Here is a 25,657-nt window from a genome sequence, read left to right on the forward strand (position 1 = left end):
GGGTTTTCCCGGCCGAACGAGAATAACCCTGGAGGGGATAAAGCGATGAAGTCCGTGCTGAAATACGCCCTTGTCATGAGTGCCGGGATCGCGGCGATCAGCGCGTCCGCGCAGACGCCGCCCGCCGCACCCGAGTCCGAGGTGGTGCGGGCCGACCCCGCGCTCGACGCCCTGATTGCGCCCGATGCGCAGATCGAAAAGGTCGCGACCGGCTTCAAGTTCGTCGAAGGCCCGATGTGGCGTGAAGGGCGGCTGTGGTTCTCCGATGTCGGCGGCGAGGAAATCCGCGCGGTCACGCCCGACGGCAAGGTCGAGCTGCTGGTCGATCATGCCGGCGGTTATCCCAACCCGAAGCCGGGCAAGACGCTCGGGCCGAACGCGATGGCCACCGACAAGGACGGCACGATCGTCTATGCCCAGCAGGGCGGCCGCAACCTGTCGCGGCTTGACGCCAAGCTTGCGATCAAGCCGTTTCTCAGCACCTATGACGGCAAGAAGATCAACAGCCCGAACGATCTGGTCTTTGCCAAGGACGGCGCGCTGTGGTTCACCGATCCGCCCTTCGGCCCGATGAACATGGAGCCGTCGCCGCCGCTCGAGCAGCCCTTCGCCGCGGTCTATCGTTATGCCAACGGCAAGCTGACCCCGATGGTCACCGACCTGAAGCTGCCCAACGGCCTCGCTTTCTCGAACGACGGCAAGACCTTCTACGTCAACAGCTATGGGCCGGAGATGTTCACCCGCGCCTATGACGTGGGCAAGGACGGCGCGCTGTCCAACCCGCGCGTGCTGTTCACCTATGACCGCAGCATGGGCCGGGGCGGCCCGGACGGGCTGAAGACCGATGTCGCCGGCAATGTCTGGAGCACTGGCCCGGGCGGCATTCGAATCATCTCGCCGCAGGGCAAGCTGCTCGGCCAGATCAAGCTGCCCGAAGTCGCCGCCAACCTCGCCTGGGGCGGGGCCGACGGCAAGGATCTCTATTTCACCGGCTCGACCAGCATCTACCGTCTCCGGACCAAGGTTGCCGGGTCGCCACCGCTGTACAAGCGCTGATCGGCCCGGCGCTTACCCTACCCCTCCCGTCGCTCCCGAGCGCGGGACACCTGGCGGGGCGTCGCTTCGGCGCCGCTCCGCCTTTTTATCACCGGCCCAGGAGAAGATCGTGAAGGGAAGGCTTTCCGTTGCAGCGCTCCTGCTGATCTCCACCGCGCTGGCGGCCCCATCGATCCGCGCCGCGCAGACGCCACCCGCGCCGGCGGCCCCGCCGGCCGATCCGGAGCGCGATCGCATCACGGCCGAATCCGCGACGGAACGGACCCGCGAGATGCACCTGCTGGGAATAACCGCGCTGACCCCGACCGTCTCGGCGCGCGATCCGAGCAAGCCCGATTTCGCCAATTTCGATGAGACGCGGGCCAACCCTTTCCCCAATCTCCCCGATCCGCTGACCAGCAACGCCGGGGTCAAGCTGACCAGGGCATCACAATGGCCCGCCCGCCGTGCCGAGATTGCCGAGCTGTTCGACCGCGAGGTCTATGGCCGGGTGCCGGCCAATGTGCCGATGGTGACCTGGCGTGTCGCCGAAACCGTGGAGGAGACGATCGGCGCGACCGCTGTCGTCACCCGGAAGCTGGTCGGCCATGTCGACAACGCGGCGGCGCCCGCCATCACCGTCGATATCCTGATGAACCTGTCGACGCCGGCATCCGCCCGGGGCAAGCGCGTGCCGGTCGTGATGTCGTTCGGCTCGGTCAATCCGCGCCCGCGGCCACCGGGCGCGCCGGCGCTGCCGCCGGGCCCCGATTACCGCGAGCAATTGCTGGCGAAGAATTGGGGTTTCGCGACGCTCGACACCAATAGCGTGCAGGCCGACAATGCGGCGGGCCTGACGCAAGGCATTATCGGCCTGGTCAACAAGGGGCAGCCGCGCAGCCTGGAGGATTGGGGCGTGCTGCGCGCCTGGGCCTGGGGCGCGAGCCGGGGGCTCGATTATCTCGCGACCGACAGGCAGGTGGATGCGAAGAAGGTCGCGATCTTCGGCCATTCGCGCGGCGGCAAGGCAGCGCTCGTCGCGCTCGCGTACGACCAGCGCTTCGCCACCGGCTTCATTTCCTCCTCGGGCGCGGGCGGTGCCGCGCTTTATCGCCGCAATTTCGGCGAGGGCATTCCCAATCTGGCGGCGGTCAGTGAATTCCACTGGTTCGCGGGAAATTTCCTCAAATTCGCGGCCATCGGCCACAATGCCAGCGAGATGTCGGTCGACAGCCACGAGCTGATCGCGATGGTCGCGCCCCGGCCGCTGTTCATCGGCGGCGGCGCGCTGATCATGACGCCGCCCTCCGCGGTGCCCGGTGATGGCTGGGTCGATGCGCGTGGCATGTTCATGGCCTCGGCGGCGGCCAGCCCGGTCTGGACGCTGCTTGGCAGGAAGGGGCTGCAGACCGCAACGTTCCCGCCGATCCTCACCTATCTCGGCACGGGCGATATCGGGTACCGCCAGCACACCGAAGGCCACACCCCCAACCCCAACTGGCCCTATTTCATCCAGTTCGCCGGCAAATACTGGAAATAGGCTGGTAGCGCCGCCGCTGATGACGCCTGGGCTGGCCTGCGGGGACGGGCGATAGGCCCATTGTTACCCTATGCACCGCGATCGTCCTTTCCCGCGGTGATCCGATATCCTATAGGTGTTGCATAGACGCCACGGCGCCGTTGCAGTTCGAGACCTAGATGGACACCACCGACTCCCCCCTTGCCTTCCCCGCCGGCTATCGCTCGCCGCGGCCAGCCCCGGTGCCGACCCTGGTCGCCTGGGCGCACGAGCATCTCCTGTCGATGCTGGTGTCGATGGAGATCGCGCCGGGCACGCGCATCGGGATCGATGCCGTCGCGCGCAAGCTCGGCATCTCGCAGACCCCGATCCGCGAGGCGCTGAGCCGGCTCGAGGCCGAGAAGCTCGTCATCAAGGTCCCCAATGTCGGCTATCATGCGAGCGCGCAGATGACGCCCGCCGAGGTCAGCGACCTGTATGTGCTGCGCCAGCTGATCGAGCCCTATGCCGCCGCGCGCGCCGCCGAATCGATGAACGACGACATGCTGCGCCAGCTGTCGGCGATGGAAGAGGAGATGGACCGGATCCAGGCGGAAACCGGCGTCGCCTATGCCCGCTTCGCCGAGGCGGATGCGATGCTGCACAGCCTGGTCGCGACCGGCAGCGGCAACCATCTGATCGCCGAGACGATCGAGCGGCTGCACATGCACCTCCACATCTTCCGCTTCCTGTTCAACACCAATGCGCCCCAGGAAGCAGCGCAGGAGCATGCCGAGATCATCCACGCGCTGCTCGCGCGCGATCCGGCGGCGGCCGAGACGGCGATGCGGGTCCATCTGGAGCGTTCGCGCATCCGCATGGAAGAAGCGTCGGCGCGCATGGCGGGTCGCGTCCCGTCAGAGCCGCGCAGCGGCGGGCCGCGCCGCGAACTATAGTCCGAGTTGCGTTGACCCATTGGGACGAACCAGCGGGAGGACGTGCCTCCCGCTGGTCGTGAGGCCTATTTGAAGCGGATACCCACGCCTGCCATCAGGCGCTGGCGCGACGTATGATCGTTATATTGCGAATAGACATATTGCACGTTCACATAGGCGGGCACCCGGCCTTCAGTGACCGTATACTCCACGCCACCGCCGACCTGATAGCCGTCAGTACGGAAATGGTCATAAAAGGAGCCGCCACCCGGCCCCGCGGTGAAGCGCTTGCGCTGTTCATTGCTGACATAGCCGCCCTTGGCGAATACCAGCGCGCGCGGTGTTACAAGAACGCCCGCCCGAACCGCGGCACCCCATTCCTCGAAGGATTTGTGGCAGGTTGATCCGTTGCTTGCGGAGGTGCAGTTCTCCGTCCAGTCATTGGCGCGCCAGTAGCTGCCCTCCGGGCCGATCACGATCCTGTCACCGATCACACCGTCGAAGCCCACCGTGCCGCCATAACCGAGCTTGTCGTTATGGACGCCCTGGGACTGGAAGCGGTCCCCGCCAATATTTCCCTCGATGCGAATGCCGCGAAAGGATGTGGGATTGTCCTGAGCGGAAGCGCCGCCGGAAATCAACGCGGCCGACGCGGCCGCGATAAGCAATATGGTACGCATGTTTACTGTCCTCGTGTTAAGGCGAGGCGTTAACCGTCTGAACTGCAATATGATCCCGCCACGAGCACGGTCTTCGTCAGACTGTGTCCTCAGGGCCACACCGCTGGGAGATGACGACAACTGATCAAATATGGGTCGGTGACCGGCTCGACACGGACGTGCCTCGGCTGCCGGCAAGGATTTCCGACCAACGCAGCCAAGTGCGATCCGGTGGCGCCGTTCGTTGGCGGTCCGGCGACTAACATGCTGAGAGCTGATGGCTCCCCACATGCTCAAGGTGGGGAAATGGATGCCCCGTGAGGATTCGAACCTCAATAGACGGAGTCAGAGTCCGTAGTCTTACCATTAGACGACGGGGCAACGCGGCCCGCGATCTAGGGGGCCGCGCCGGGGCTGTCAACCGACCGCAGGTGTGCTGCTTGCCGCATGGCATTGCCTGCGCTACGCTTTCCCCAAGCACCGAACGGCGGCCCCCCGGGCCGACGCGACGGCAGAACATAAAAGCGAGTACACACGGCATGGGGGATCAATCGCCCAAGATGCCGTACCGGCAGGACAGACCTGCCCGTTCGGCGCCAACTCCCGGAAAGAATCCCGGGGCGGGACGCGCGCGTTGGCCGGAGGCGCGTCACTTCGCCGCGCTCGACCTCGGCACCAATAATTGCCGGCTGCTGATCGCACGGCCTCAGGGCGATGGATTCGCCGTGGTCGACGCCTTTTCGCGAATCGTCCGGCTGGGCGAAGGTGTCGCGGCGACGGGTCGCCTGAGCGACGCCGCGATCGACCGCACCCTCGCCGCGCTGAAGGTCTGTGCCGACAAGCTGAAGCGCCGCAACGTCGCCCTGTCGCGCTCCGTTGCGACCGAGGCGTGCCGGCGGGCGAGCAACGGCCCCGATTTCATCGCCCGCGCCTATGCCGAAACCGGCATTCATCTCGACGTCATTTCCGCCGAGGAGGAAGCCCGGCTTGCCGTGCTCGGCTGCCATGCGCTGATCGAGCCCGGCGAGGACCCCGCACTGGTGTTCGACATCGGCGGCGGATCGACCGAGCTGGTGCTGGTCGACACGCGGCCCAAGGTCCCGGTGGTGCTCGACTGGCACAGCGCGCCCTGGGGCGTCGTCTCGCTCACCGAGAGCGCGGGCGGCGGGACCGGCCCTGACGGCCTGGCCGCGGCCTATGCGCGGATGCGCGGACTCGTCGCCGACAGCTTCGCCGGTTTCGCCGCCCGCCTGCCGACCGGAATGGAGCGGCCGCGGTTGCTCGGCACCAGCGGCACGGTCACCACCCTGGCCAGCGTCCATCTCGGCCTGTCGCATTATGACCGCTCGGCGGTCGACGGGCTGATCGTGCCGGCCGCCTCGATGCGCAGGATCAGCAGCGACCTGTCGCGGATGAGCCTTGCCCAACGCGCCACCATGCCCTGTATCGGCAATGAGCGGGCTGATCTGGTCGTGGCCGGCTGTGCGATCCTCGAGACGATTCTGGATCTCTGGCCGGCCGAACGGCTCGGCGTCGCCGATCGCGGTATCCGCGAAGGCATATTGCGCCGGCTGATCGGTGGGAAAGCCTTATGAGCAAGGATGGTGGCGGGCTTCGGGTCCGGGTCAAGACGGCGCGGCGGCGGACGCCGCAATCGACGCGCTGGCTCGATCGCCAGCTCAACGATCCCTATGTGAAGCGCGCCAAGGCCGAGGGCTATCGCAGCCGCGCCGCCTACAAGCTGATCGAGCTGGACGAGCGATTCGGTTTCCTGCGCGGGGTGAGGCGGGTGGTCGATCTCGGCATCGCGCCCGGCGGCTGGAGCCAGGTGGTGCGGCGGCGCTCGCCCAAGACGGCGATCGTCGGCATCGATCTGCTGCCGGTCGACCCGATCGACGACGTCACGATCTTCCAGATGGACTTCATGGACGATGCCGCGCCGGACAAGCTCACCGAGGCGCTGGGCGGCGCCCCAGACCTGGTGCTGTCGGACATGGCGGCCAATACGGTCGGCCATCCGCAGACCGACGCGCTCCGCACCATGGCGCTGGTCGAGGCGGCGCTGGCCTTTGCGGTCGATGTGCTCGAGCCGGGCGGGGTGTTCGTCGGCAAGGTGTTCGCCGGCGGCGCCGACGCCTCGCTGGTCGCGGAGCTGAAGCGCAATTTCAAGACGGTGAAGCACGCCAAGCCGCCCGCGAGCCGCAAGGGCTCGTCCGAATGGTATGTCGTGGCGCAAGGCTTCAAGGGACGGCGAGAAACGGTATCCGAGGAATAGCCGTCATGCCGGACTTGTTCCGGCATCCATTCCTCCTCTCGCGCTGGCACCGGTGCGGCGCGATGGCCCCAGAAAAGTCCTGGGTGACGGTTGGCGTGGCTGGCCGACGTCGCCAATGAAAACAAAAAGCCCGCGGATCGCTCCGCGGGCTTTTTTGGTATTCGTCGGACTCGAAGGGCTCAGCCCTCGTAGTCGCCGCCCAGATTCTGGTTGCGCGGCGGCGCGGCGGCGGTGAGGCGCAGCGCCTCGGCCGAAGCGGCGAGCGAGCCGATCTCGTCGGGCGTGTCCTCGTCATCGACCTGGACGCGCTGCAGGCCGGAAACGACTGCCTCTTCCAAGTGATTCGGGCGCACCGTCTCCTCGGCGATCTCGCGCAGCGCGACGACCGGGTTCTTGTCGCGATCGCGGTCGATCGTCAGGTCGGCACCGCCGGAAATCTGCCGGGCACGCTGCGCCGCGAACAGCACCAGATCGAACCGGTTGGGAATCTTGTCGACGCAATCCTCGACAGTGACGCGCGCCATGAACGGCTTCCTTCGCAAACAACGATAGAATGAAGACCGGCGATCTAGGGCGCAACCTGCCAGGAGTCAAGGAATCCGGCTTGCCCCCGTCACTCCGCGCGGCCACATCAGCGGAATGACCGAACCCGCCGTCCAGCCGAGCTTCACCGTCGACGGCAACCAGCTGACCATGCTCGATACCGGGCCGCGCCGGCTCGATGCGTTGATCGACCTGATCGCGGGCGCCGAGCGCACCCTGCGCATCATCTATTACATCTATGTCGACGACGCGGCGGGCACCCGGGTGCGCCAGGCGATGCTCGACGCGGCGGCCCGCGGGGTGACGGTGTCGCTCGTGGTCGACGGCCTGGGCAGCGAGCATGCCGAGCAGCATCGTTTCTTCGAGCCGCTGCGCGATGCCGGGGTCGATGTCTGCCGCTTCGTGCCGCGCTGGGGCCGACGCTATCTGCTGCGCAACCACCAGAAGCTGGCGCTGGCCGACGAGGCCCGCGCGATCATCGGCGGCTTCAACGTCGAGGACAGTTATTTCGGCACGCCCGCCGAACAGGCGTGGCGCGACCTGGGGCTGCTGGTGGTCGGCCCCGCGGCCCGGCATATCGCCGGCTATTTCGACGCGCTGTCGCGCTGGTCGAAGCAACCTCGGGCGCCGCTCCGCTCGCTGCGTCGCGCGCTCGGCACCTGGAGCGAGCCCGAGGGCGGGACGCGCTGGCTGTTCGGCGGCCCGACACGGCGCCTGTCCCCCTGGGCGCGCGCGGTGAAGCGGGACCTGGAAGGTGCCCAGGCGATCGACATCATCGCCGGCTATTTCGCGCCCAGCGCCGGCATGCTGAAACGGCTCGACCGGGCGGGCATGCGCGGCAGGGTGCGCATTGTGCTACCGTCGAAGAACGATCATGGCGCGGCGATCTGGGCGTCGCGCTTCACTTATGCCGGGCTGCTCCGGAAACGGGTCGAGATCTACGAATATCAGCCGACCAAGCTGCATACCAAGCTCTTCGTCATCGACGACGTGGTCTATATCGGCTCGGCCAATTACGACATCCGCAGCCTGTTCCTGAACCTGGAGATGATGCTGCGGATCGACGACAAGGCCTTTGCCGCGCATGTGCGCGCCTATGTCGACGGCGAGGTCGACCAGTCCGAGCGGATCACCGCCGCCCTGTACAAGGCACGCACCACCTGGTGGGTGCGCCTGAAACAGGCAGCCGCCTTCTTCGTGATGACCGTGCTCGACTATAATGTGACGAAGGGGCTCAATTTCGGGCCGCGCAAGCGGCTCGCGAAAAGGCCCTGACCCCTATTCCTTCCACGCCCAGTAAAGCTGGGCGGGCGGTACGTTCCACCACTCCATGTCGTGGTCGATTTTCGGAAGATAGGGTTCGATGAAATCGCGGCACTTGGGCGAGAATTGATAGACCAGAAAGGCGCCGCCCGGGCGCAGCACATCGGCCGTCGCCTGGCCGATCGCGTCGCCGACGCCGGCGGGCAGGGTCGAGAAGGGCAGGCCCGACAGGACATAATCGGCATGGTCGAAGCCATGGTCCTCGACGATCTGGCGCACGTCTGCCGCAGACCCGCCGACCGCGAGGAACCGCGGATCGGTGATCTCGTGGCGCAGATAGCGGATGAAGTCGGGGTTGGTGTCGATCGCGATATAGGTCGCGTCCGACGCGAGCCGCTCCAGGATATGCGGGCAGAAAGTGCCGACACCCGGCCCATATTCGACGAACAGCTTCGTGTTCTGCCAGTCCACCGGACCCAGCATCTTGCGGATCAGCTTGCCCGAGGAGGGAACGATCGATCCGACCATGACCGGATGTTTCATGAACCCTTTCAGGAACATGGCCCAGGGTGAGGACACTCCGGCGGCGGCCCGGCGCTGGCGCCGCGCTGCAGTGGTGGAAACGGTCACTGGCGATCCTTGTTTTGATGAGTCACGAGCATCTGTCGCAATAGTGTAACGAACATTCAAGTCTTAGGGTCCGCCGCAAAGGCCATGGGCGTCCCGTTCAGGGTTGCGCGCCGCCGCGAAGCGCCTAAGCGAGGCGCATGCGCGACGACCGGACCGGCCAGATCGTGGTGATCTTCCTCTCGCGGCGCACCGCCGTCGACGATGCCGGCTATGCCGCCGCCGCCGAGGCGATGGAGTCGCTGGCAAGGACCCAGCCCGGTTATCGCGGAATCGAAAGCACGCGCGGGCCCGACGGGTTTGGCATCACGCTCAGCTTCTGGGCCGACGAGGCCAGCGCGCTCGCCTGGCGCGACCATCCCGAGCACAAGGCGATCCGCGACGGCGGGCGCGAGCGCTGGTATGAAAGCTACGACGTCATCGTCTGCGCGGCACAGCGCTCCTATGGCTGGATCAAAGGGTGAAGGCACCCGGGGTCAATCGCGATTTCGCGCTCCTGTTCCTGGTGATGCTCACCATCGCGGCGGGCAACACCGCGCTGCAATCGATCCTGCCCGCGCTCGGCCGCTCGCTGAAAGTGCCCGACAGCGCGGTCGCCGCCGCCTTTTCGGTGTCGGCCCTGCTCTGGGTGATCGCCGCGCCTTATTGGGCCAATCGCTCCGACCGGCATGGCCGGCGGGCGATGATCCTGCTCGGCATCGGGGGTTTCTGCGTCTCGCTGCTGTTGTGCGGCCTGTTCCTCGCCGCCGGAATCAATGGCTGGATCAGCGGCACCGCCGCCTTTATCTGCTTCATCGGCGGCCGGCTGATCTACGGGACCTTCGGCGCCGCGGCGCCCCCGGCGGTCCAGGCGCTGGTCGCCGGGCGCACCAGCCGCGAGGAGCGCACGCGCGCGCTGACCCTGCTCGGGTCGGCGTTCGGGCTGGGCACGATCCTGGGGCCGGCGATCGCCCCGTTCCTCATCCTCGGCAGCATCGGCGCGGTCGAGATCGGGCTGTCGGGCCCGGCCTTCCTCTTCGCGCTGTTCGCCGCCTTCATCTATGTCGCGGTGGTCAAACGGCTGCCCAACGACCGGACGCCGCAGCCCGGCACGCACGGCGCCGCCAACGCCTATCCCTCGATCGGCGGGCAGAGCAGCGGCGCCAGCATTACCGCCGCGATCGAGCCGCACAGCGAACGCGTCGGCTATTTCGATCCGCGCGTCCGTGCGTGGATGATCGCCGGGCTGGTGATGGGCCATGCCCAGGCGATGACCAGCCAGGCGATCGGCTTCCTCGTCATCGACCGGCTCCAGCTCGCGCCGACCGACGCGCTCCAGCCGACCGGCATCGTACTGATGATGGGCGCGGGGGCAGCATTGCTGGTCCAATGGGGCATCATCCCGCTGCTCGACATGAAGCCGCGGCAATTGATGCTGGTCGGCCTGGTCATCGGCGCTGCCGGCTGCGCGCTGACCGGTCTCGCGACGTCGCTCTACGGCATCGCCACGGCCTATGCGCTGGCCTCGATCGGTTTCGGCTTCACCCGCCCCGGCTTCACCGCCGGCGCGTCGCTTGCCGTCGGGCATGCGGCGCAGGGCTCCGTCGCCGGCAAGGTCACCTCGATCAACGGCGCGTCCTTCGTGCTCGGGCCATCGATCGGAGTCGGGCTGTACGAGGCGCGGCACGCGCTGCCTTATCTGACAGCGGGTGCCGCGCTCATCCTGCTGCTCGGCTATTGCTGGTTCGCGCTGCGCGAACCGTCAGTCGCTGCCCTTCGGCCCATGCGGACGAAGCTGTCCGGGGGTGATGAAGCCGATCGGCTGGATGGCTGAGGCTTCCTGCTTCAGCCGTGCCGCCATCTGCTCATATTCGCGCTCCATGTCCGGCGTCACCGAGGCGCGCGAATCCTGCAGCGCTTCCTCGAAATGCGCCATCGTCACTTCGGCGGCCGACAAGGACTGGCGCAGCGCGATCAGGCCCGCCCGGCGCACCAGATCCTCCAGGTCGGCGCCGGTGAAGCGCTCGGTGCGGCTGGCCATCTCGTCGAGATCGACGTCCGGCGCGAGCGGCATCTTGCCGGTCTGGATCGCCAGGATACGGCGGCGACCGGCCTTGTCCGGCACGCCGACATAGACCAGCTCGTCGAACCGGCCCGGGCGCAGCAGCGCCGGGTCGATCAGGTTCGGCCGGTTGGTCGCGCCGATCACCACGACGGACTGAAGCTCCTCCAGTCCGTCCATCTCGGACAGGATCGTGTTGACCACGCGCTCGGTCACCTGTGGCTCGCCCAGGCCACCGCCCCGTGCGGGAACCAGCGAATCGAGCTCGTCGATGAAGATCACGCAGGGCGCCACCTGCCGGGCGCGGGCGAACAGCCGGGCGATCTGCTGCTCGGATTCGCCATACCATTTGCTCAGCAGGTCGGACGATTTGGTGGCGATGAAATTCGCCTCCGCCTCGCGCGCGACGGCCTTGGCCAGCAGGGTCTTGCCGGTCCCCGGCGGGCCATAGAGCAGGAAACCCTTGGCTGGTCGGATGCCGAGTCGGCGGAAGGCGTCCGGGTCCTTGAGCGGCAGCTCGACGCCTTCCTTCAGGCGCGCCTGCGCCTTGTCGAGCCCGCCGACATCCTCCCAGCGGACGCGCGGCGCCTCGACCATCACTTCGCGCATCGCGCTCGGCTGGACGCGCTTCAGCGCATCGAGGAAATCCTCGCGCGTCACGGCGAGCGTGTCGAGCACTTCGGGCGGGATGGTGCCCTCGGCGAGGTTGAGGCGCGGCATGATCTTGCGCACCGCTTCGATCGCCGCTTCGCGGGCGAGCGCGGCGAGATCGGCACCGACGAACCCATAGGTGGTCCGCGCCAGCTCGTTGAGGTCGACCTTGTCGCCCAGCGGCATGCCGCGGGTGTGGATGCCGAGGATCTCGCGCCGTCCGCGCTCGTCGGGCACGCCCACCACGATCTCGCGGTCGAACCGGCCGGGACGCCTGAGTGCCTCGTCGATCGCCTCGGGGCGATTGGTCGCGGCGATGACGACGACATTGGCGCGCGCCTCCAGCCCGTCCATCAGGGTCAGCAGCTGCGCGACGAGGCGCTTTTCCGCTTCGCCCGACACCTGGCCGCGTTTCGGCGCGATCGAATCGATTTCGTCGATGAACACGATCGAGGGCGCGTTCTTCGCCGCTTCCTCGAACACCTGGCGCAGCTTGCCCTCGGATTCGCCGTACGCCGACCCCATGATCTCGGGGCCGTTGATCAGGAAGAATTCGGCGGCGCTTTCATTGGCGACGGCCCGCGCGAGGCGGGTCTTGCCGGTACCGGGCGGCCCATGCAGCAGCACGCCCTTGGGCGGATCGACGCCCAGGCGCTGGAACAGCTCGGGATAGCGCAAGGGCAGCTCGACCATCTCGCGCAGCTGGTCGATCGTCGGGCCCATGCCGCCGATATCGTCATAGGTGACGTCGGCGCGGCGCGCCTCCTTCGGCTCCTCATATTCGGGGCGCAGCTCGATCTCGGTATTCTCGTCGACATGGACGACGCCCTTGGGCGTCGTGCCGATCACCGCGAGACGAATCTCCTGCAGCGCATAGGCGGGGGCGCGGAGGAATTGCTGCACGCCCGGCGGCATATTGTCGACGCGCTGCTGCCCGGCGGTCGCGACGACATCGCCCTGAGTCAGCGGCCGGCCGAAAAAAGTCCGTTTCAGCGCGTTGGACGATCCCTCGAGCCGCAGATTCTGCTGCGCCGGCGCGAACACCACGCGCGTCGCCGGCTTGGACTCGACCTTGCGCACCTCGACGAAATCGCCCGAGCCGGCACCGGCATTGGCGCGCTGCAGGCCGTCGATGCGGATGATCTCGAGCCCTTCGTCCTCGGCATAGGGCGCGACGGCGCGCGCCGGCGTGGTCGACTTGCCGACGATCTCGATCACATCGCCTTCGCCGATGCCCAGCGCCGCCATCAGCGCGCGCGGCATATGCGCCAGGCCGCGACCACTGTCTTCGGGCCTGGCATTGGCAACCTGCAATTTCCGAACCGGCGCTTCGCCATCGGCCATATGGTATCCCCTCGAGAAACTCGACGCTGAGCGCGCGAGATAGGATCGTTGTTCCGCAGATACGAGGGGAGCATTGCCTGCTTCGGATAAGCCACTGGAAGCAGACAAAAAAAGGGCCGACCCCAAAGGGCCGGCCTTGAAAGTTTTAGGAGAGGATGCCTGAAAGGCCTGCTCTATATGCGGCGCAGCGGTTTATGCTGCAAGTGCGAAAAGAGTCGGTGCAATTGCGTTTGGTGCAATCGGGGCTGGCAATTACACGAGGGACGATGGTAGATTTGGAACGCAGGGTATATGACGCGGCGCACAATGCGGCCGTAAAGGGAGCGTTTTTATCATGCGCAGATTGCCGCCGCTGACCGCGATCGAGGCGTTCGTGCAGGTTGCGCGCCTCGGCTCGATCAAGGCCGCATCGCAGGAACTCGCTCTGTCCCCGCCCGCGCTCAGCCGCCGGATCCAGGCGCTCGAGCGCTTCATCGGCAAGCCCTTGTTCGATCGCCGGCATCAGGCGGTCGTGCTCAATGCCGATGGCGAACGCCTGCTGGCGCAGATCGCGCCGGCGCTCGACAGCCTGTCCGACGCGGTCGAGGTGATGACCAGCGGTACCGATGTGCTGCGCCTGCGGCTCGGCATCCTGCCGCTGTTCGCGTCGCAGCGGCTGTTCCCCCGGCTCGCCGAATTGCGCGCCAAGCATCCCGAGCTCCATCTCGACATTGATACGGCGGCGCATGGCCTTGCCAGGCTGGGCGACGGGCTCGACGCGGTGATCGCCCTGGCGCGGGAGATCGACCCGGCACTTTACGGCAAGCGGCTGGATCGCAATTCGGTCTATGTCATCGGCGCGCGCGACCTGGTCGAGCGGGCCGATCCCATCACCCGGCCGAAACAGCTGGCCGGGCTCACCGCGCTGGTCCACCGCGACATGCCCGACACCTTCACCGCCTGGCGCCGCGCCGCGGGGCTTGACGATCTCGAACCGCTGGCGATCGACCATTTCGATTCGGGCGCGCTGATGCTCGAAGCGGCAGCGCAGGGACTCGGCATCGCTTTCATGCACGAAAGCCATTTCGAGGACGCGCATGACGACCGGCTGGTCAAGCTGTTCGATATCGAGGTGGAGAGCCCGTACAGCTACTGGTTCGCCTGCCGGCCCCGCGCCCTCGCGCAGCGCCCGGTGCGCCTGTTCCACGACTGGCTGATCGAAACGATCGGCGATCCGGGCGTGTGAGAAAAGCCCCTCCCGGGAGGGGAGGGGCTTTAGAAGATTACGCGGCGCGTGCCGTGACGATCTTGCCCGGCTCGCGCGGCGGCTCGCCCTTGGGCAGCGCATCGACATGCTCCATGCCCGACGTCACTTCGCCCCACACGGTATATTGGCCGTCGAGGAAGCGCGCGTCGTCGAAGCAGATGAAGAACTGGCTGTTGGCACTGTTCGGGCTCTGCGAGCGCGCCATCGAGCACACGCCGCGGACATGGGGCTCGCGCGAGAACTCGGCCGGCAGGTTGGGCTTGTCGGATCCGGACATGCCGGTGCCGGTGGGGTCGCCGCCCTGGGCCATGAAGCCCGGGATCACACGGTGGAAGACGACGCCGTCGTAAAAGCCGTCATTGGCCAGCTCGACGATGCGCGCGACATGCTGGGGCGCCAAATCGGGGCGCAGCTTGATCGTCACGTCGCCGCCGTCCAGCGTCAGCGTCAGGGTTTCGGGGGAATCGGCCATGTCGGGCTCCTGAAGAAATGGGTCCCCGCACCTAGGGGCGGTCTTCGATATCCGCAATGGCGGCGTGAATTCGAGGCGCGGCCCGCCGACGCTGTCTTGTTGATTTGGCTTTGCCGCCCGGCGAGGGTAGAGGCGGGCATCGCGACGGCTTTGGGAGGTCAGGATGAGCGAGACCGAACTGACCCAGCCCGAGTCGGACACCGAGACCGGCCAGCTCGACGAGGATGACCGGCTGAAGCCGGAATTCGTCAGGGCCGTGCTCGACGCGGTCGATGCGGGCGATCCCGAGGCGGCGCGCGCACTGGTCGAGCCGCTGCATCCCGCCGACATCGCCGATCTGTTCGAGCTGACGCCGCACGAAGAGCGCGCCGATCTCGCCAAGGCGATCACCGACCTGCTCGACGCCGACGTGTTCGCCGAGATGAATGATTATGTCCGCGAGGACCTGATCGACGCGCTCGAGCCGCACCAGGTCGCCGACATCGCCTCCGAGCTCGATACCGACGACGCCGTCGCGATCATCGAGGACATGGAGGAGGACGACCAGCGCGCCGTGCTTCGCGCGCTCGACCCGGATGACCGCGCCGCGATCGAGGAAGCGCTCTCCTATCCCGAGGAATCCGCCGGCCGCCTGATGCAGCGCGAGCTGATCGCGGTGCCCGAGCATTGGAGCGTGGGCGACGCGATCGACTATCTGCGCGGCCATGAGGAGCTGACGACCGATTTCTGGGAGATCTTCGTGGTCGACCCGGCGCACAAGCCGGTCGGCACCTGCCAGCTCTCCTGGATTCTCCGCACGCCGCGCACCGTCTCGATCGGCGACGTGATGAAGCGCGAGCAGACGCTGATCCCGGTCGACATGGACCAGGAAGAAGTCGCGCTGCGGTTCCAGAAATATGCGCTGATCTCGGCCGCCGTGGTCGATGCCAGTGGCCGGCTGGTCGGCATGATCACGGTGGATGACGTGGTCCACATCATTCAGCAGGAAGCCGGCGAAGACGTGCTGCGCCTGTCTGGCGCGGGCGATGGCGACATCAACGAGCCGATCCAGCTGACCGTACGCACGCGAATCACCTGGCTGATCGTCAATCTCGGCACGGCGATGCTCGCGGCCTCGGTGGTCGGGCTGTTCCAGGGCGAGATCGGACGATTCGCCCTGCTCGCCGTGCTGATGCCGATCGTCTCGGGCATGGGCGGCAATGCCGGCACCCAGACGCTGGCGGTGGTCGTGCGCGCGCTCGCCACCAACCAGCTCACCAGTTCCAACACGCGGCGCATGATCATGCGCGAATTCACCATCGCCGCCGCCAATGGCTCGATGCTCGGCGTGCTGATCGGGCTCGGCACCTATGTCATCTTCGGCAATAGCGATCTCGCCATCGTCATCGCCATGGCGATGGTGATCAACAACCTGATCGCCGGGCTGTCGGGCGTACTGGTCCCGGTCGGGCTGGAGCGCGCCGGGGTCGATCCGGCGGTATCCTCGGCGGTGTTCGTGACGATGATGACGGACGTGATGGGATTCTTCTCGTTCCTCGGCCTTGCCACCCTATGGGGTCTTGGCGGCTGACCCACGACTACCCAAATCGCTGAAATGCCGCTGCATCTTACCAAGGTCGCGTTTGCCGCTACTGGCGTCGACCATCTCGCCGAACGGCTGCTGCTGCGCGCCGAGGCCGGGCCGGTATTCCTCACCACACGCTATCTGCCCAAGCGGCACGAGGAGATTGCGGGACAGGGCTCGCTGTTCTGGATCGTCAAGCACCAGCTCATCGCGCGCTCGCCGATCCTTCGTTTCGGCGAGGCGGAGGGAGGACGCGTCGCCATCCATATCGACTCGAAACTGATCCTGACTCAGGCCCGGCCCAAGCGCGCCCATCAGGGCTGGCGCTATCTCGAAGACGCAGACGCGCCGGCCGATCTCGACGGCGACATGGTGGTGGGCGATCAGATGCCGGCGGCGCTGATGGGCAAGCTCGCCGGGCTGGGGCTGATTTAAGGCGCCGGCAGCTTGCCGCAGCTTACAGGCCCGCCGGCGACTGCCTTCACGGTGCAGGCTGGCTTGCCATAGACGGTGGCGGCACCGAGGCCGGTCGTGGTCACCTTCGCGGTAAAGCGCGCGGTCGCCCGCATCTCGCCCGGGCCGTCGAGCAGCAGGACCAGGTCTCCAGCGTTCAGCGCCGTCGCGTCGATCCCGCCCGATCCGTTGGCGGTCAGCTGAACCCTCGCGGCGCGCCCGCCCAGCTTCATGCTGCCCGATCCGAGCATCGTCGCGTTGAACTGATCGGCCTCGATCGCGCCGGCGTCGATCGCGCCGCTGCCGGTCACCGACAGATCGATGCGCTGGCCCCGGACCAGGCCGGTGACGCTCAGCCGCCCGCCGCCCACCACGATCCCGCTGCGGATCGCCAGGGTCGACACGGTGATCGCCGGCGCGCCCTTGCTGCCGGCGACGGGTTGCTCGCCCCAGCCATTGATGCCGGCGCGGACGATCAGCGTGGTCCCCTCGACCCTGATATCGAGCCCCTCGATCGCGCGCGCGTCACCCGAGGCCCGCGCGCCGGGCGACTTGCCGGTCAGGAGCTGGACCTGGAACGGTCCGTCGATACGGATCCGGTCGAAGCTGCCGACCGCATAGGTCCGTTCGGCGGCACCGGCGGTAACCGGCAGGGACAGCAGCAGGGGCGCGAGCAGGAACCGGATCATTCGTCCGGCATCGCCCCAATCGCGCTTTCAGGCAAGAGCGGCGATCCGCGGTTCAGCCGCCGCACTTCACCTCGCCCGACCCCATCTTCGAGGTTGCGCATTTGGCGTCCGGGCCGAGATCGACATCGCCCGATCCCATCATCGACACCGTGGCACCACCCTTCACCGCGGCGCGCACGTTGCCCGAGCCGGCGATCGACACTTCGGCGCCCTGGGCGGTCAGGCCGGGCGCATCGACGCCGCCCGATCCGGCGATGTCGATGGTCAGCTTCTTGGCGCTGCCCTTCAGGCTGATGTCGCCCGATCCAGCGATCGAGAATTTGCCGGTCTCGACATTGATCGCGGCGACATCGAGCGTGCCCGATCCCGCGCTCGACCCGTCGAAGCGCTGGCCCTCGACCCGGTCGACCGCCATGTCGCCGGAACCGGTGATGCTTGCCTCGGCGATACGCGGCATCGTGACGAAGATCTTCACGCCCTTGTGGTCGCCGCTGCCCCAGCTGAAATTGTTGCCGTCGATCCGCCCGACCCGCAGCGTATCGCCGACCTTCTCGATCTTGAGCTTGTCGAGCTGCTCCGAGGGCCCTTCCGCGCGCACCGAGAAGCCGGTGCCGACACGGACATCGACATCGTCCGAGCCGCGCAGCTCGACGCCGGTGAAATCGGCCACCGAATAGCTGCGCGTGGCGCCGCTGCCCGACCCGGCGATCCCGGGTTTCGACTCTTCGCCGCTCGACGAGAAAGAGCAGGCCGTGAGCGGGACTGCCGCCAGCGGCAGGGCCAGGATCAGGGCAACGAAGCGCATGGAATTCTCCTTGTGTGTATTGGTTTAATAACACACCGTGGCAGGCCATGCAAATGAAAAGGGGCGGCCGTTGCCGGCCGCCCCTTCCGTGTGGAGTTCGGACTCCCGCGATCAGGCGGGGGTCTTGTCCTTGTTGTGGATCGCCGCCGCCTTGCGGAGGATCTCCAGGATCTTTTCCTGCGCGGTCGGCTCGTCGACCTGCTCCATCGCGGCGAGTTCGCGCGCGAGGCGGCTGGTCGCCGCTTCGAAGATCTGGCGCTCCGAATAGCTCTGCTCGGGCTGGTCGTCCGCGCGGAACAGGTCGCGGACCACTTCGGCGATCGACACCAGGTCGCCCGAATTGATCTTCGCTTCATATTCCTGGGCACGGCGCGACCACATGGTCCGCTTGACGCGCGGCTTGCCGGTCAGGGTATCGAGCGCTTCGCGAAGCGTCTTGTCCGACGACAGCTTGCGCATGCCGACGCTTTCAGCCTTGTTGGTCGGTACGCGGAGCGTCATGCGCTCCTTTTCGAAGCGAAGGACATAGAGTTCGAGTTGCATGCCGGCGATTTCCTGCCGTTGCAGCTCGATGACACGGCCAACGCCGTGCTTGGGGTAAACGACATAATCGCCGACGTCGAAGGACAGCGCCTTGGCAGCCATTCCGTTGAGCCTTTCCGTGGACTGGTTCCCCTGAGGGTGCGCGGCGGCAGCGGGGCTGCGTGCGCGCGATAAGGGGGTGTTGATTTAAACGTCTCCAGCCGGATGACGCGAATCCGCGCCTCCGTCCTACCTCATGTAGCAGAGTCGTAATAAAATTACCAGACGCAGCACGCCCATTGCGGGCAACCCCCGCGAAAAATCGTACGGAAACGACTAAAAATGCCGGCAATCAGTCGCCCGAGCCGGGCTCCGGCGAGAAGTATTTGTCGTACTTGCCGTCTTCGCCCTTGTGTTCGTCGGCATCCGCCGGGGTCTGATCATTCTTGCGCGTGACGTTGGGCCATTGCGACGAGAAAGTGTTGTTCAGCTCCAGCCATTTCTCGAGACCGCTCTCGGTGTCGGGCAGGATCGCCTCGGCCGGGCATTCGGGCTCGCACACGCCGCAATCGATGCACTCGCTGGGATTGATCACCAGCATGTTCTCGCCTTCGTAGAAGCAATCGACCGGACAGACCTCGACGCAGTCCATGTACTTGCACTTGATGCAGGCATCGGTGACGACGTAGGTCATTGCATACTCCCCAGTTCGGAACGCCAAGGGTCCGACGAAACGACCCGTCTGCTATGCCCGGTCGCCGCCCTCGTCAATCTTCGGACGCCTGATGCGAGACGTTCTCAATGACCAGGTCGGTATAGCAGGCCTGCGCCTCGGGCGCTGGCCCACGCCGTGACGGCAGTGCCTCGACCCTGATCGCGCGCACCCGCGCGCCCTGGACAAAAGCGATCACGCTGCCGACGCGCACACTGGCATGAGCGCGGTCGATTGCCCGGCCGTCGAGCCGCAAACGGCCTTCGCCGGCGATCTTCTGGGCGGCGCTGCGGGTCTTGGCGAGGCGCACGAACCAAAGGAACCGGTCGAGCCGCATCGTCGCGCCTTCCGCCGCGCCGCTAGCCATGCGTGGACCGAAGGCCCGCGAGCGCGGCGAAGGCATTGTCGCGCGGCGGCGGCGCCACCTTTGCCCTGGTCAGCCCGCGCCACACCCAGCGCGGCGCGCCTTCCTGCGCCGGCGCGGTGCGGAAACCGAGCGCCGCCATCAGTCGCGCCAGCGTCTCGGGCGTCACGCCGATCGAGGTGGCGAGCGCCGGGTCAGGCGCGAACGGCTTGCGCCCCGCGCGCGCGTCATGCGCTGCCCGCGCGATCCGCTCGGCCAGATCGACCCGCACTGCCTGGTTGCCGAGCGGGCGATAGCCATGGGCGAGCGTCGCGCCCTGTGCGCCACGCGCCAGCACGCTGGCACCCTCGGGCGGCGCCGAATCCGGCGCGCCTCCGGCCTGCGCCGCGATCAACATGCGCCGCCACCGCGCCGGCCCGGGCTTCAGCAATCGCGGATCGAACAGGTCCAGCGCGCCGATCGTCACCCCGATCGTGCGCAGCCTTTTGCGGGCGCCCGCGTCGAGCGCGTCGACCGCGGCATCGATCCCGCCGCGCGCGACGATCCCGCCCGCCCCGACCAGCGCCGCCGCGACCGCGCGGAGCGGCGGCGCGGCGGCCGGATCGCGCTGCGTGTCGTCGAGCGCGACCAGCCCCGGCAGGCGCCGCGCGATCTGGCCGGCCAGCCACGCCTCCAGCCGTGCCCGTACCCGCGCCTGCAAGCCCCGTTCAAGACAGTCGAGCGCGCGATCCAGCTTGAGACGCGGCCGTGCCAGCGAAGGGCCGGGGCTCAGTTCGGCGACATGCAGCCCCTCCCACAGGATCGCCGGTCGCGCGCTGTCGTCGATCGCCAGCGCCGCATCCTCGGCTGCCGCCAGCTTCTCCCCTCGCCGCGCCCGCTCATCGCCCAGCCGGCGTTCGGCCGCCGCCAGCAACAGCCTTTTGTCGCCATGCCGCGCGTCGGCGGCGACGGTGAAGCGGAAGCCGTCGAGCCGCCCGATCGCATGCTCCTCGACCATCACTTCGCCCTCGGGCCCGATCGTCACCGGCAGGGCCCCCTTGTCGGCACCGATCTGGCGCAGCAGCATCGTCGTGCGCTTGTCCACGAAACGCTGAGTCAGGCTGAGATGCAGCGCGTCCGACAGCCGCTCCTCGACCGCCGCCGCCCGCGCCGCCCAGTGCGCCGGGTCGGCCAGCCAGTCGGGCCGGTTCGCGATATAGGCCCAGCTCCGCGCCGCCGCGATCCGCCCGGCCAGAGTCTCGACATCGCCCGCGACATTGTCGAGCCGCGCGATCTCCTCGGCGAACCAGATGTGCGGGATATGGCCGCTGCCTTCGCTGAGATGCCCGAACACGCGCCCGGCGAAACGGGCATGCGGATCGACGCCAAGCTTGCGGAAATCGGGCAGGCCCGCCGCCGCCCAGAGCCTTTTGACCATCGCCGGCGAGCGCACCCGGTCGCGCACCCACGCCTCTTCGGCCAGGCGTTTGAGCACCGCGAGGTCGGTCGCCTGCGGCGCCGCGCGCAGCACGCGCTCTGCCGGACGCGCTTCCAGGCTGGCGATCAGCGCATCCACGCTTGCCATGTCGGGGGCGCCGTCGCGCCAGTAGAGGAAGTCGAGCCGCGGGAAGCGGTGCTCCTCGATCGCCAGCACTTCTTCGGGCGTGAACGCGCCCGGCCCTTCATCGACCAGCGCGCCGAAGGTCCCGTCGCGCTGGTGCCGCCCGGCGCGCCCGGCGATCTGCGCCATCTCGGCCACGGTCAGCCGGCGCTGGCGATGCCCGTCGAACTTGTCGAGGCTGGCAAAGGCGACATGCGACACGTCCATGTTCAGCCCCATGCCGATCGCGTCGGTCGCGACGAGATAATCGACCTCGCCCGCCTGGAACATCGCGACCTGGGCATTGCGCGTGCGCGGGGAAAGCGCGCCCATCACCACGGCGGCGCCGCCGCGCAGCCGGCGCAGCATCTCGGCGACGGCGTAGACTTCCTCGGCCGAGAAGGCGACGATCGCGGAGCGCTTGGGCAGGCGCGAGATCTTGCGCGCGCCGGCATAACTCAAGGTCGAGAAACGCGGCCGGTTGAGGATCTCGATCCCCGGCACCAGCGCCTTGAGCATCGGCCGCAACGCCTCGGAACCAAGGATCATCGTCTCCTCGCGGCCGCGCGCGCGAAGGATACGGTCCGTGAAGACATGCCCGCGCTCGGGGTCGGCGCCCAGTTGCGCCTCGTCGATCCCGACAAAGGCCAGGTCCCGGTCGACCGGCATGCTCTCGACGGTGCAGAGGAACCAGCGCGCGTCCTTCGGGACGATCTTCTCCTCGCCGGTGATCAGCGCGACCTGGTTGGCGCCCTTGATCTTGACCACCCGGTCATAGACCTCGCGGGCGAGCAGCCGCAGCGGAAAGCCGATCATGCCGCTCGAATGGCCGCACAGCCGCTCGACCGCCAAATGGGTCTTGCCGGTATTGGTCGGGCCCAGCACCGCGGTGACCGGAATGTCGGTGTCACGCCTCATCGTGAAACCAACATCGCGTGCCGATCGCGCCGGCGCAACCTGCGACAATCGAAAACTGCCCTAACCATATCGAATGCTTGATGGATTCGGGATGCGCGACCCCTATGGCGAATCGTCGCAGGGCCGCCACGTTTCGCCGCGCCCGCCCTGCCTGGAAACGTTCCTTAATTTGACTTTAGGACAATGCCGCCACAGTCATGCGGCCTCGCGCCGGGGGGTTCAGTCATTTCAGTCGGCGCCGCGACCTTGGGGGCGGACAGCCTTTGTTCTTGCGCAGTGATCATGGCTCGGATCTGACGGGGGGCACCGCAACCCTGTCGTTCGGCCGGGCGATCGTCCCCGTGGCGGAACCACGGACGATCGATCGCCTGCGCGACGCGATCGGCCGGATCGACTGGACGCCCGATCTCGGATCGCGGATCGGCTCGCTCGACTGGTGGCGCGGCGCCGCGACCTGTGCCGCGCTCTGCGCCGCCACCTGGATGTTCGCGCCCGGCTTCGACAGGACGATTCCGGGTATCGCGCCGCCCGCGCTCGACGGCGCCGACTGGGACGAGGCGCGCGCCCAATCGATCGCGCCGCTCGCCTGGGGCGCCGATACCGGGCGGCACATGGCCGCGAACGATCTGGTCGCGCCGCTGTCCGAAACGCCCGAACGCCCGATCATCGACGTCACGACCCTGTTCGGCACCGGCGACAGTTTCACGCGCGTGCTGCGGCGCGCCGGCGTGTCCGAAGGCGAAGCGTCGACCACCGCGCAGCTCGTCTCGGGCGCGGTCGGCACCGCCGAGCTCAAGCCCGGCACGCCGATCGACATGACGCTCGGGCGCCGCCCGAACCGCACCGTCGCCCGCCCGCTCGAGCTCCTGTCCTTCCGCGCGCGCTTCGATCTCAATCTCAGCGTGTCGCGCGTGAACGGCGCGCTTGTCCTGACGCGCCACCCGATCGTGATCGATCACACCCCGGCCCGTTTCCAGGGGCTGGCCGGGCGCAGCCTCTATCGTTCGGCGCGCGCCGCCGGCGTGCCCGCCAAGATCGTCGAGGCCTATATCAAGGCGATGGCGACGCGCCTCTCGGTCGGCCGCGACGTCGGCGCCGGCGACACGTTCGACATCATCGTCGAACAGGCCCGCGCGGCGACCGGCGAAGTCCAGATCGGTGGCCTGATGTTCGCCGGGCTCGACCAGGCCCGCAAGAAGACGCGGCTGATCAAATGGAATGACGGCCAATGGTATGAGGCGTCGGGCCAGTATGAGCGGCGCGGCACCATGGGCATGCCCGTCGCGGGCCATGTCACCTCGACCTTCGGCCTGCGCCGCCATCCGCTGCTCGGCTTCACCCGCATGCACAAGGGGCTTGATATCGGCGCCCCCTATGGCGCGCCGATCCATGCGGCAATGGCCGGTATCGTCGCCTTTGCCGGGCGCAATGCGGGGTACGGCAATTTCGTGAAGCTGGCGCATGGCGGCGGCATCGGCACCGGATATGGCCATATGAGCCGGATCGCGGTCCGCTCCGGCACCCGCGTCGCCGCGGGGCAGGTCATCGGCTATATCGGCTCGACCGGCCTGTCGACTGGCCCGCACCTCCATTGGGAGGTCTGGAAGAACGGCATCGCGGTCAATCCGCGCTCCATGTCCTTCACCAGTATCGCGCAGCTCTCGGGCGACGCGCTGCGCGCGTTCAAGGCGCGCTATGCCAGCCTGATGGCGGTAAAGCCCGGCGCCCGCTGATACCCCTCCCTTGTCAGGGAGGGGGAGAATGTCAGCGCCCCTGTGAGCGCCAGCGCTTCAAGGTTCGGCCGATGATCAGGTCTTCGTTGCCGACTTCGCGCCAGAGCTCGGAGAAGAGCGGGTCCTCGGAGGCCGGGCGCTTGCTCTCTTCCAGCCCGTCGAACGACACGCGGATCGGGATGGCGACGCCTTCGCCGCAGATGATGCATTCGCGGTTGCGCAGTGCCGGGATCGAATCGAGAAAACCGCGCGCGCCCTCCGGCATGGCCGCCCGGACGAATGCCTGGTCGCGATCATTGTTCAGGCGCATCGAGATGATCGTGCCGAGCTGCGACAGCACGCCTTCGGCAAGGTCCGACGGACGCTGGGTGATCAGGCCCAGCGACACGCCATATTTGCGGCCTTCCTTGGCGATCCGGCTCAGGATGCGGCCGACCGAGGAGCTGTCGGCGTTGCGCTCGTTCGGGATGTAGCGATGCGCTTCCTCGCACACGAGCAGGATCGGGCGTTGCGCCTCGCCGCGTGACCAGATCGCATAGTCGAACACCATGCGGCTCAGCACCGCGACCACGACGGACGTGATCTCCGACGGTACGCCCGACACGTCGATGATCGAGATCGGTTTGCCCCCGCCGGGCAGGCGGAAGATGCGTTCGATGAAGCCTGCCATGGTATCGGCGACGAGCATGCCGGAGAACATGAAGCTGTAGCGCGGATCGGCCTTGATCTCGTCGATCTTGGTCTTCAGCCGCAGATAGGGCGCGGTGTCGCCGGCACGGTCCATCTTGCCCATTTCGAGCTGGATCAGATTGGTCAGGTCGCTCAGCAGATACGGTACCGGCGCGTCGACCGTCAGCTTGGTGATTTCCTGGCCCAGCCGGCCCTTGGCGCGGGCCATCAACAGGCATTTGGCGAGAATGTCCGCGTCGATCTGATGCTCGGAGCCGCTCGAGGTGACGAACACCTCGCAATGCTCCTCGAAATTCATCAGCCAATAGGGCATCTGCAGGTTGGACACGTCGAACAGCGCGCCATTGTCCTTGAACGCCGCGCTATATTCGCCGTGCGGGTCGACCATCACGATATGGCCCTGCGGCGCGAGATCGCAGATCCGGTGGAGGATCAGCGCAGCGCTGGTCGATTTGCCCGTACCGGTCGATCCCAGCAGCGCGAAATGCTTGCCCAGCATCGCATCGACATACAGCGCGGCGCGGATGTCGCTGGTCGGATAGACCGTGCCGATCTCGATATTGGCGCGGTCATCCGCGGCGTAGATCTGCTTCAGGTCGGCGGTGGTCACCGGAAAGATACGGCAGCCCGGGGTGGGATAGCGCGTCACGCCGCGACGGAACTTGTACAGCTTGCCGGTCAGCCTTTCCTCATCGCCCTCGCCCAGGAAATCGACCTGCGCGGCGATGCGGTCGCCCGCGCCATCGGCCAGCTTCAGCGAGCGAATATTGGCGATCAGCCAGGCGGTGCCGACCCGCATCTTGATCTGGCTGCCGACCTGGCCGGCGCTTGCCGCAACGGGGTCGCTATGCCGCGACGCGTTTTCCAGCGCGCGCGCATCCAGCATCACCTGACTGCTCGATCCGGATATCTCGAACACGAACCCGATGGCGTCACCCGCTGCTTCGGGCAGCGCGACACCGGTACCGGCGGGCGCGGCATTCTCGAAAGCATGGCTGCCCAGTATCTCGGTCATTCCTCGGTTTCCCCCGGTGTCGTT

Annotated in this window: 24 protein-coding genes and 1 tRNA gene; 12 read left to right on the top strand and 13 right to left on the bottom strand. The window is 67.2% G+C overall.

Going from position 1 to position 25,657, the window contains the following annotated elements:
• The first annotated feature begins 45 nt into the window (after positions 1 to 45).
• The 3 genes from ACZ1I5_RS20585 (at position 46) to ACZ1I5_RS20595 (ending at position 3,489) form a co-directional block, all read left to right on the top strand.
• A complete protein-coding gene (locus ACZ1I5_RS20585; protein ID WP_465171098.1) occupies positions 46 to 1,056 on the top strand; it encodes an SMP-30/gluconolactonase/LRE family protein in 1,011 nt (336 codons plus the stop codon).
• A gap of 109 nt (positions 1,057 to 1,165) precedes the next feature.
• Positions 1,166 to 2,575, top strand: a complete 1,410-nt coding sequence (locus ACZ1I5_RS20590; protein ID WP_465171099.1) for an alpha/beta hydrolase family protein — start codon at positions 1,166 to 1,168, stop codon at positions 2,573 to 2,575.
• Positions 2,576 to 2,733: 158 nt separating this feature from the next.
• The gene (locus tag ACZ1I5_RS20595; protein ID WP_465171100.1) at positions 2,734 to 3,489 is read left to right on the top strand and encodes a GntR family transcriptional regulator; all 756 of its coding nucleotides are present in this window, start codon (positions 2,734 to 2,736) and stop codon (positions 3,487 to 3,489) included.
• A gap of 65 nt (positions 3,490 to 3,554) precedes the next feature.
• Here the strand turns inward: ACZ1I5_RS20595 and ACZ1I5_RS20600 are convergent, their stop codons facing one another.
• Together ACZ1I5_RS20600 and ACZ1I5_RS20605 are read right to left on the bottom strand one after the other, a co-directional pair.
• Complete coding sequence (locus tag ACZ1I5_RS20600; RefSeq protein ID WP_465171101.1) at positions 3,555 to 4,148, bottom strand: outer membrane protein; 594 nt, start codon at positions 4,146 to 4,148, stop codon at positions 3,555 to 3,557.
• Between the two features lie 286 nt (positions 4,149 to 4,434).
• A tRNA-Gln gene (locus tag ACZ1I5_RS20605) sits at positions 4,435 to 4,508 on the bottom strand.
• Between the two features lie 158 nt (positions 4,509 to 4,666).
• Here ACZ1I5_RS20605 and ACZ1I5_RS20610 point away from each other — a divergent pair.
• Together ACZ1I5_RS20610 and ACZ1I5_RS20615 are read left to right on the top strand one after the other, a co-directional pair.
• Positions 4,667 to 5,722 carry a Ppx/GppA phosphatase family protein gene (locus ACZ1I5_RS20610; RefSeq protein ID WP_465171102.1) on the top strand — a complete coding sequence of 352 codons (1,056 nt, stop codon included), beginning with the start codon at positions 4,667 to 4,669 and terminating at the stop codon, positions 5,720 to 5,722.
• Positions 5,719 to 6,402 carry an RlmE family RNA methyltransferase gene (locus ACZ1I5_RS20615; RefSeq protein WP_465171103.1) on the top strand — a complete coding sequence of 228 codons (684 nt, stop codon included), beginning with the start codon at positions 5,719 to 5,721 and terminating at the stop codon, positions 6,400 to 6,402. Before ACZ1I5_RS20610 ends, ACZ1I5_RS20615 begins: the two co-directional genes overlap by 4 nt.
• Positions 6,403 to 6,581: 179 nt before the next feature.
• On the opposite strand, the gene rpoZ is transcribed toward ACZ1I5_RS20615, so the two are convergent.
• Entirely contained in the window at positions 6,582 to 6,926 is a 345-nt protein-coding gene (gene rpoZ / locus ACZ1I5_RS20620; RefSeq protein ID WP_272624204.1) for a DNA-directed RNA polymerase subunit omega, read from the bottom strand.
• Between the two features lie 115 nt (positions 6,927 to 7,041).
• Between rpoZ and ACZ1I5_RS20625 the strand changes: the two genes are divergently transcribed.
• Entirely contained in the window at positions 7,042 to 8,220 is a 1,179-nt protein-coding gene (locus tag ACZ1I5_RS20625; protein ID WP_465171104.1) for a phospholipase D-like domain-containing protein, read from the top strand.
• A 3-nt stretch (positions 8,221 to 8,223) separates the two neighbouring features.
• Here the strand turns inward: ACZ1I5_RS20625 and ACZ1I5_RS20630 are convergent, their stop codons facing one another.
• Complete coding sequence (locus tag ACZ1I5_RS20630; RefSeq protein WP_465171105.1) at positions 8,224 to 8,838, bottom strand: class I SAM-dependent methyltransferase; 615 nt, start codon at positions 8,836 to 8,838, stop codon at positions 8,224 to 8,226.
• Positions 8,839 to 8,975: 137 nt separating this feature from the next.
• On the opposite strand from ACZ1I5_RS20630, the gene ACZ1I5_RS20635 reads away from it, so the two are divergent.
• Together ACZ1I5_RS20635 and ACZ1I5_RS20640 are read left to right on the top strand one after the other, a co-directional pair.
• Positions 8,976 to 9,299, top strand: a complete 324-nt coding sequence (locus tag ACZ1I5_RS20635; RefSeq protein ID WP_465171106.1) for an antibiotic biosynthesis monooxygenase family protein — start codon at positions 8,976 to 8,978, stop codon at positions 9,297 to 9,299.
• Positions 9,300 to 9,343: 44 nt separating this feature from the next.
• Positions 9,344 to 10,648, top strand: coding sequence for an MFS transporter (locus tag ACZ1I5_RS20640; protein ID WP_465174014.1), 1,305 nt, complete (start codon positions 9,344 to 9,346; stop codon positions 10,646 to 10,648).
• Here the strand turns inward: ACZ1I5_RS20640 and ACZ1I5_RS20645 are convergent.
• Entirely contained in the window at positions 10,577 to 12,871 is a 2,295-nt protein-coding gene (locus tag ACZ1I5_RS20645; RefSeq protein WP_465171107.1) for a CDC48 family AAA ATPase, read from the bottom strand. The two genes, ACZ1I5_RS20640 and ACZ1I5_RS20645, sit on opposite strands and share 72 nt — an antisense overlap.
• 334 nt (positions 12,872 to 13,205) lie before the next feature.
• Between ACZ1I5_RS20645 and ACZ1I5_RS20650 the strand changes: the two genes are divergently transcribed.
• Entirely contained in the window at positions 13,206 to 14,096 is an 891-nt protein-coding gene (locus ACZ1I5_RS20650; protein WP_465171108.1) for a LysR substrate-binding domain-containing protein, read from the top strand.
• A 37-nt stretch (positions 14,097 to 14,133) separates the two neighbouring features.
• Here ACZ1I5_RS20650 and ACZ1I5_RS20655 read toward each other — a convergent pair whose 3' ends face one another.
• On the bottom strand, positions 14,134 to 14,589 hold the full coding sequence (locus ACZ1I5_RS20655) for a peptidylprolyl isomerase (protein WP_465171109.1): 456 nt from the start codon (positions 14,587 to 14,589) through the stop codon (positions 14,134 to 14,136).
• 163 nt (positions 14,590 to 14,752) lie between these two features.
• Here ACZ1I5_RS20655 and mgtE point away from each other — a divergent pair, with 163 nt between their 5' ends.
• Positions 14,753 to 16,159, top strand: a complete 1,407-nt coding sequence (gene mgtE / locus ACZ1I5_RS20660; RefSeq protein ID WP_465171110.1) for a magnesium transporter — start codon at positions 14,753 to 14,755, stop codon at positions 16,157 to 16,159.
• Between the two features lie 24 nt (positions 16,160 to 16,183).
• A complete protein-coding gene (locus ACZ1I5_RS20665; protein WP_465171111.1) occupies positions 16,184 to 16,588 on the top strand; it encodes a DUF1489 family protein in 405 nt (134 codons plus the stop codon).
• Here the strand turns inward: ACZ1I5_RS20665 and ACZ1I5_RS20670 are convergent.
• From ACZ1I5_RS20670 to ACZ1I5_RS20695, 6 genes are all read right to left on the bottom strand, one after another.
• Entirely contained in the window at positions 16,585 to 17,295 is a 711-nt protein-coding gene (locus ACZ1I5_RS20670; protein ID WP_465171112.1) for a GIN domain-containing protein, read from the bottom strand. The genes ACZ1I5_RS20665 and ACZ1I5_RS20670 overlap by 4 nt on opposite strands.
• Before the next feature lie 52 nt (positions 17,296 to 17,347).
• Entirely contained in the window at positions 17,348 to 18,100 is a 753-nt protein-coding gene (locus ACZ1I5_RS20675) for a head GIN domain-containing protein (RefSeq protein WP_465171113.1), read from the bottom strand.
• A gap of 111 nt (positions 18,101 to 18,211) precedes the next feature.
• Positions 18,212 to 18,745, bottom strand: coding sequence for a CarD family transcriptional regulator (locus tag ACZ1I5_RS20680; protein WP_272624218.1), 534 nt, complete (start codon positions 18,743 to 18,745; stop codon positions 18,212 to 18,214).
• Between the two features lie 229 nt (positions 18,746 to 18,974).
• On the bottom strand, positions 18,975 to 19,316 hold the full coding sequence (gene fdxA / locus ACZ1I5_RS20685; RefSeq protein WP_465171114.1) for a ferredoxin FdxA: 342 nt from the start codon (positions 19,314 to 19,316) through the stop codon (positions 18,975 to 18,977).
• Positions 19,317 to 19,389: 73 nt separating this feature from the next.
• A complete protein-coding gene (locus ACZ1I5_RS20690) occupies positions 19,390 to 19,701 on the bottom strand; it encodes an RNA-binding S4 domain-containing protein (RefSeq protein ID WP_465171115.1) in 312 nt (103 codons plus the stop codon).
• Entirely contained in the window at positions 19,694 to 22,195 is a 2,502-nt protein-coding gene (locus ACZ1I5_RS20695) for a helicase-related protein (protein ID WP_465171116.1), read from the bottom strand. Before ACZ1I5_RS20695 ends, ACZ1I5_RS20690 begins: the two co-directional genes overlap by 8 nt.
• Before the next feature lie 263 nt (positions 22,196 to 22,458).
• Here ACZ1I5_RS20695 and ACZ1I5_RS20700 point away from each other — a divergent pair, with 263 nt between their 5' ends.
• Positions 22,459 to 23,928, top strand: a complete 1,470-nt coding sequence (locus tag ACZ1I5_RS20700) for a peptidoglycan DD-metalloendopeptidase family protein (protein ID WP_465171117.1) — start codon at positions 22,459 to 22,461, stop codon at positions 23,926 to 23,928.
• Between the two features lie 31 nt (positions 23,929 to 23,959).
• Here the strand turns inward: ACZ1I5_RS20700 and ACZ1I5_RS20705 are convergent, their stop codons facing one another.
• Positions 23,960 to 25,633: an ATP-binding protein gene (locus ACZ1I5_RS20705; RefSeq protein WP_465171118.1), complete on the bottom strand. Its 1,674-nt coding sequence runs from the start codon at positions 25,631 to 25,633 to the stop codon at positions 23,960 to 23,962.
• Between the last annotated feature and the right edge of the window lie 24 nt (positions 25,634 to 25,657).

The sequence above is a fragment of the Sphingomonas sp. BL-S-30 genome (genome assembly GCF_055521475.1).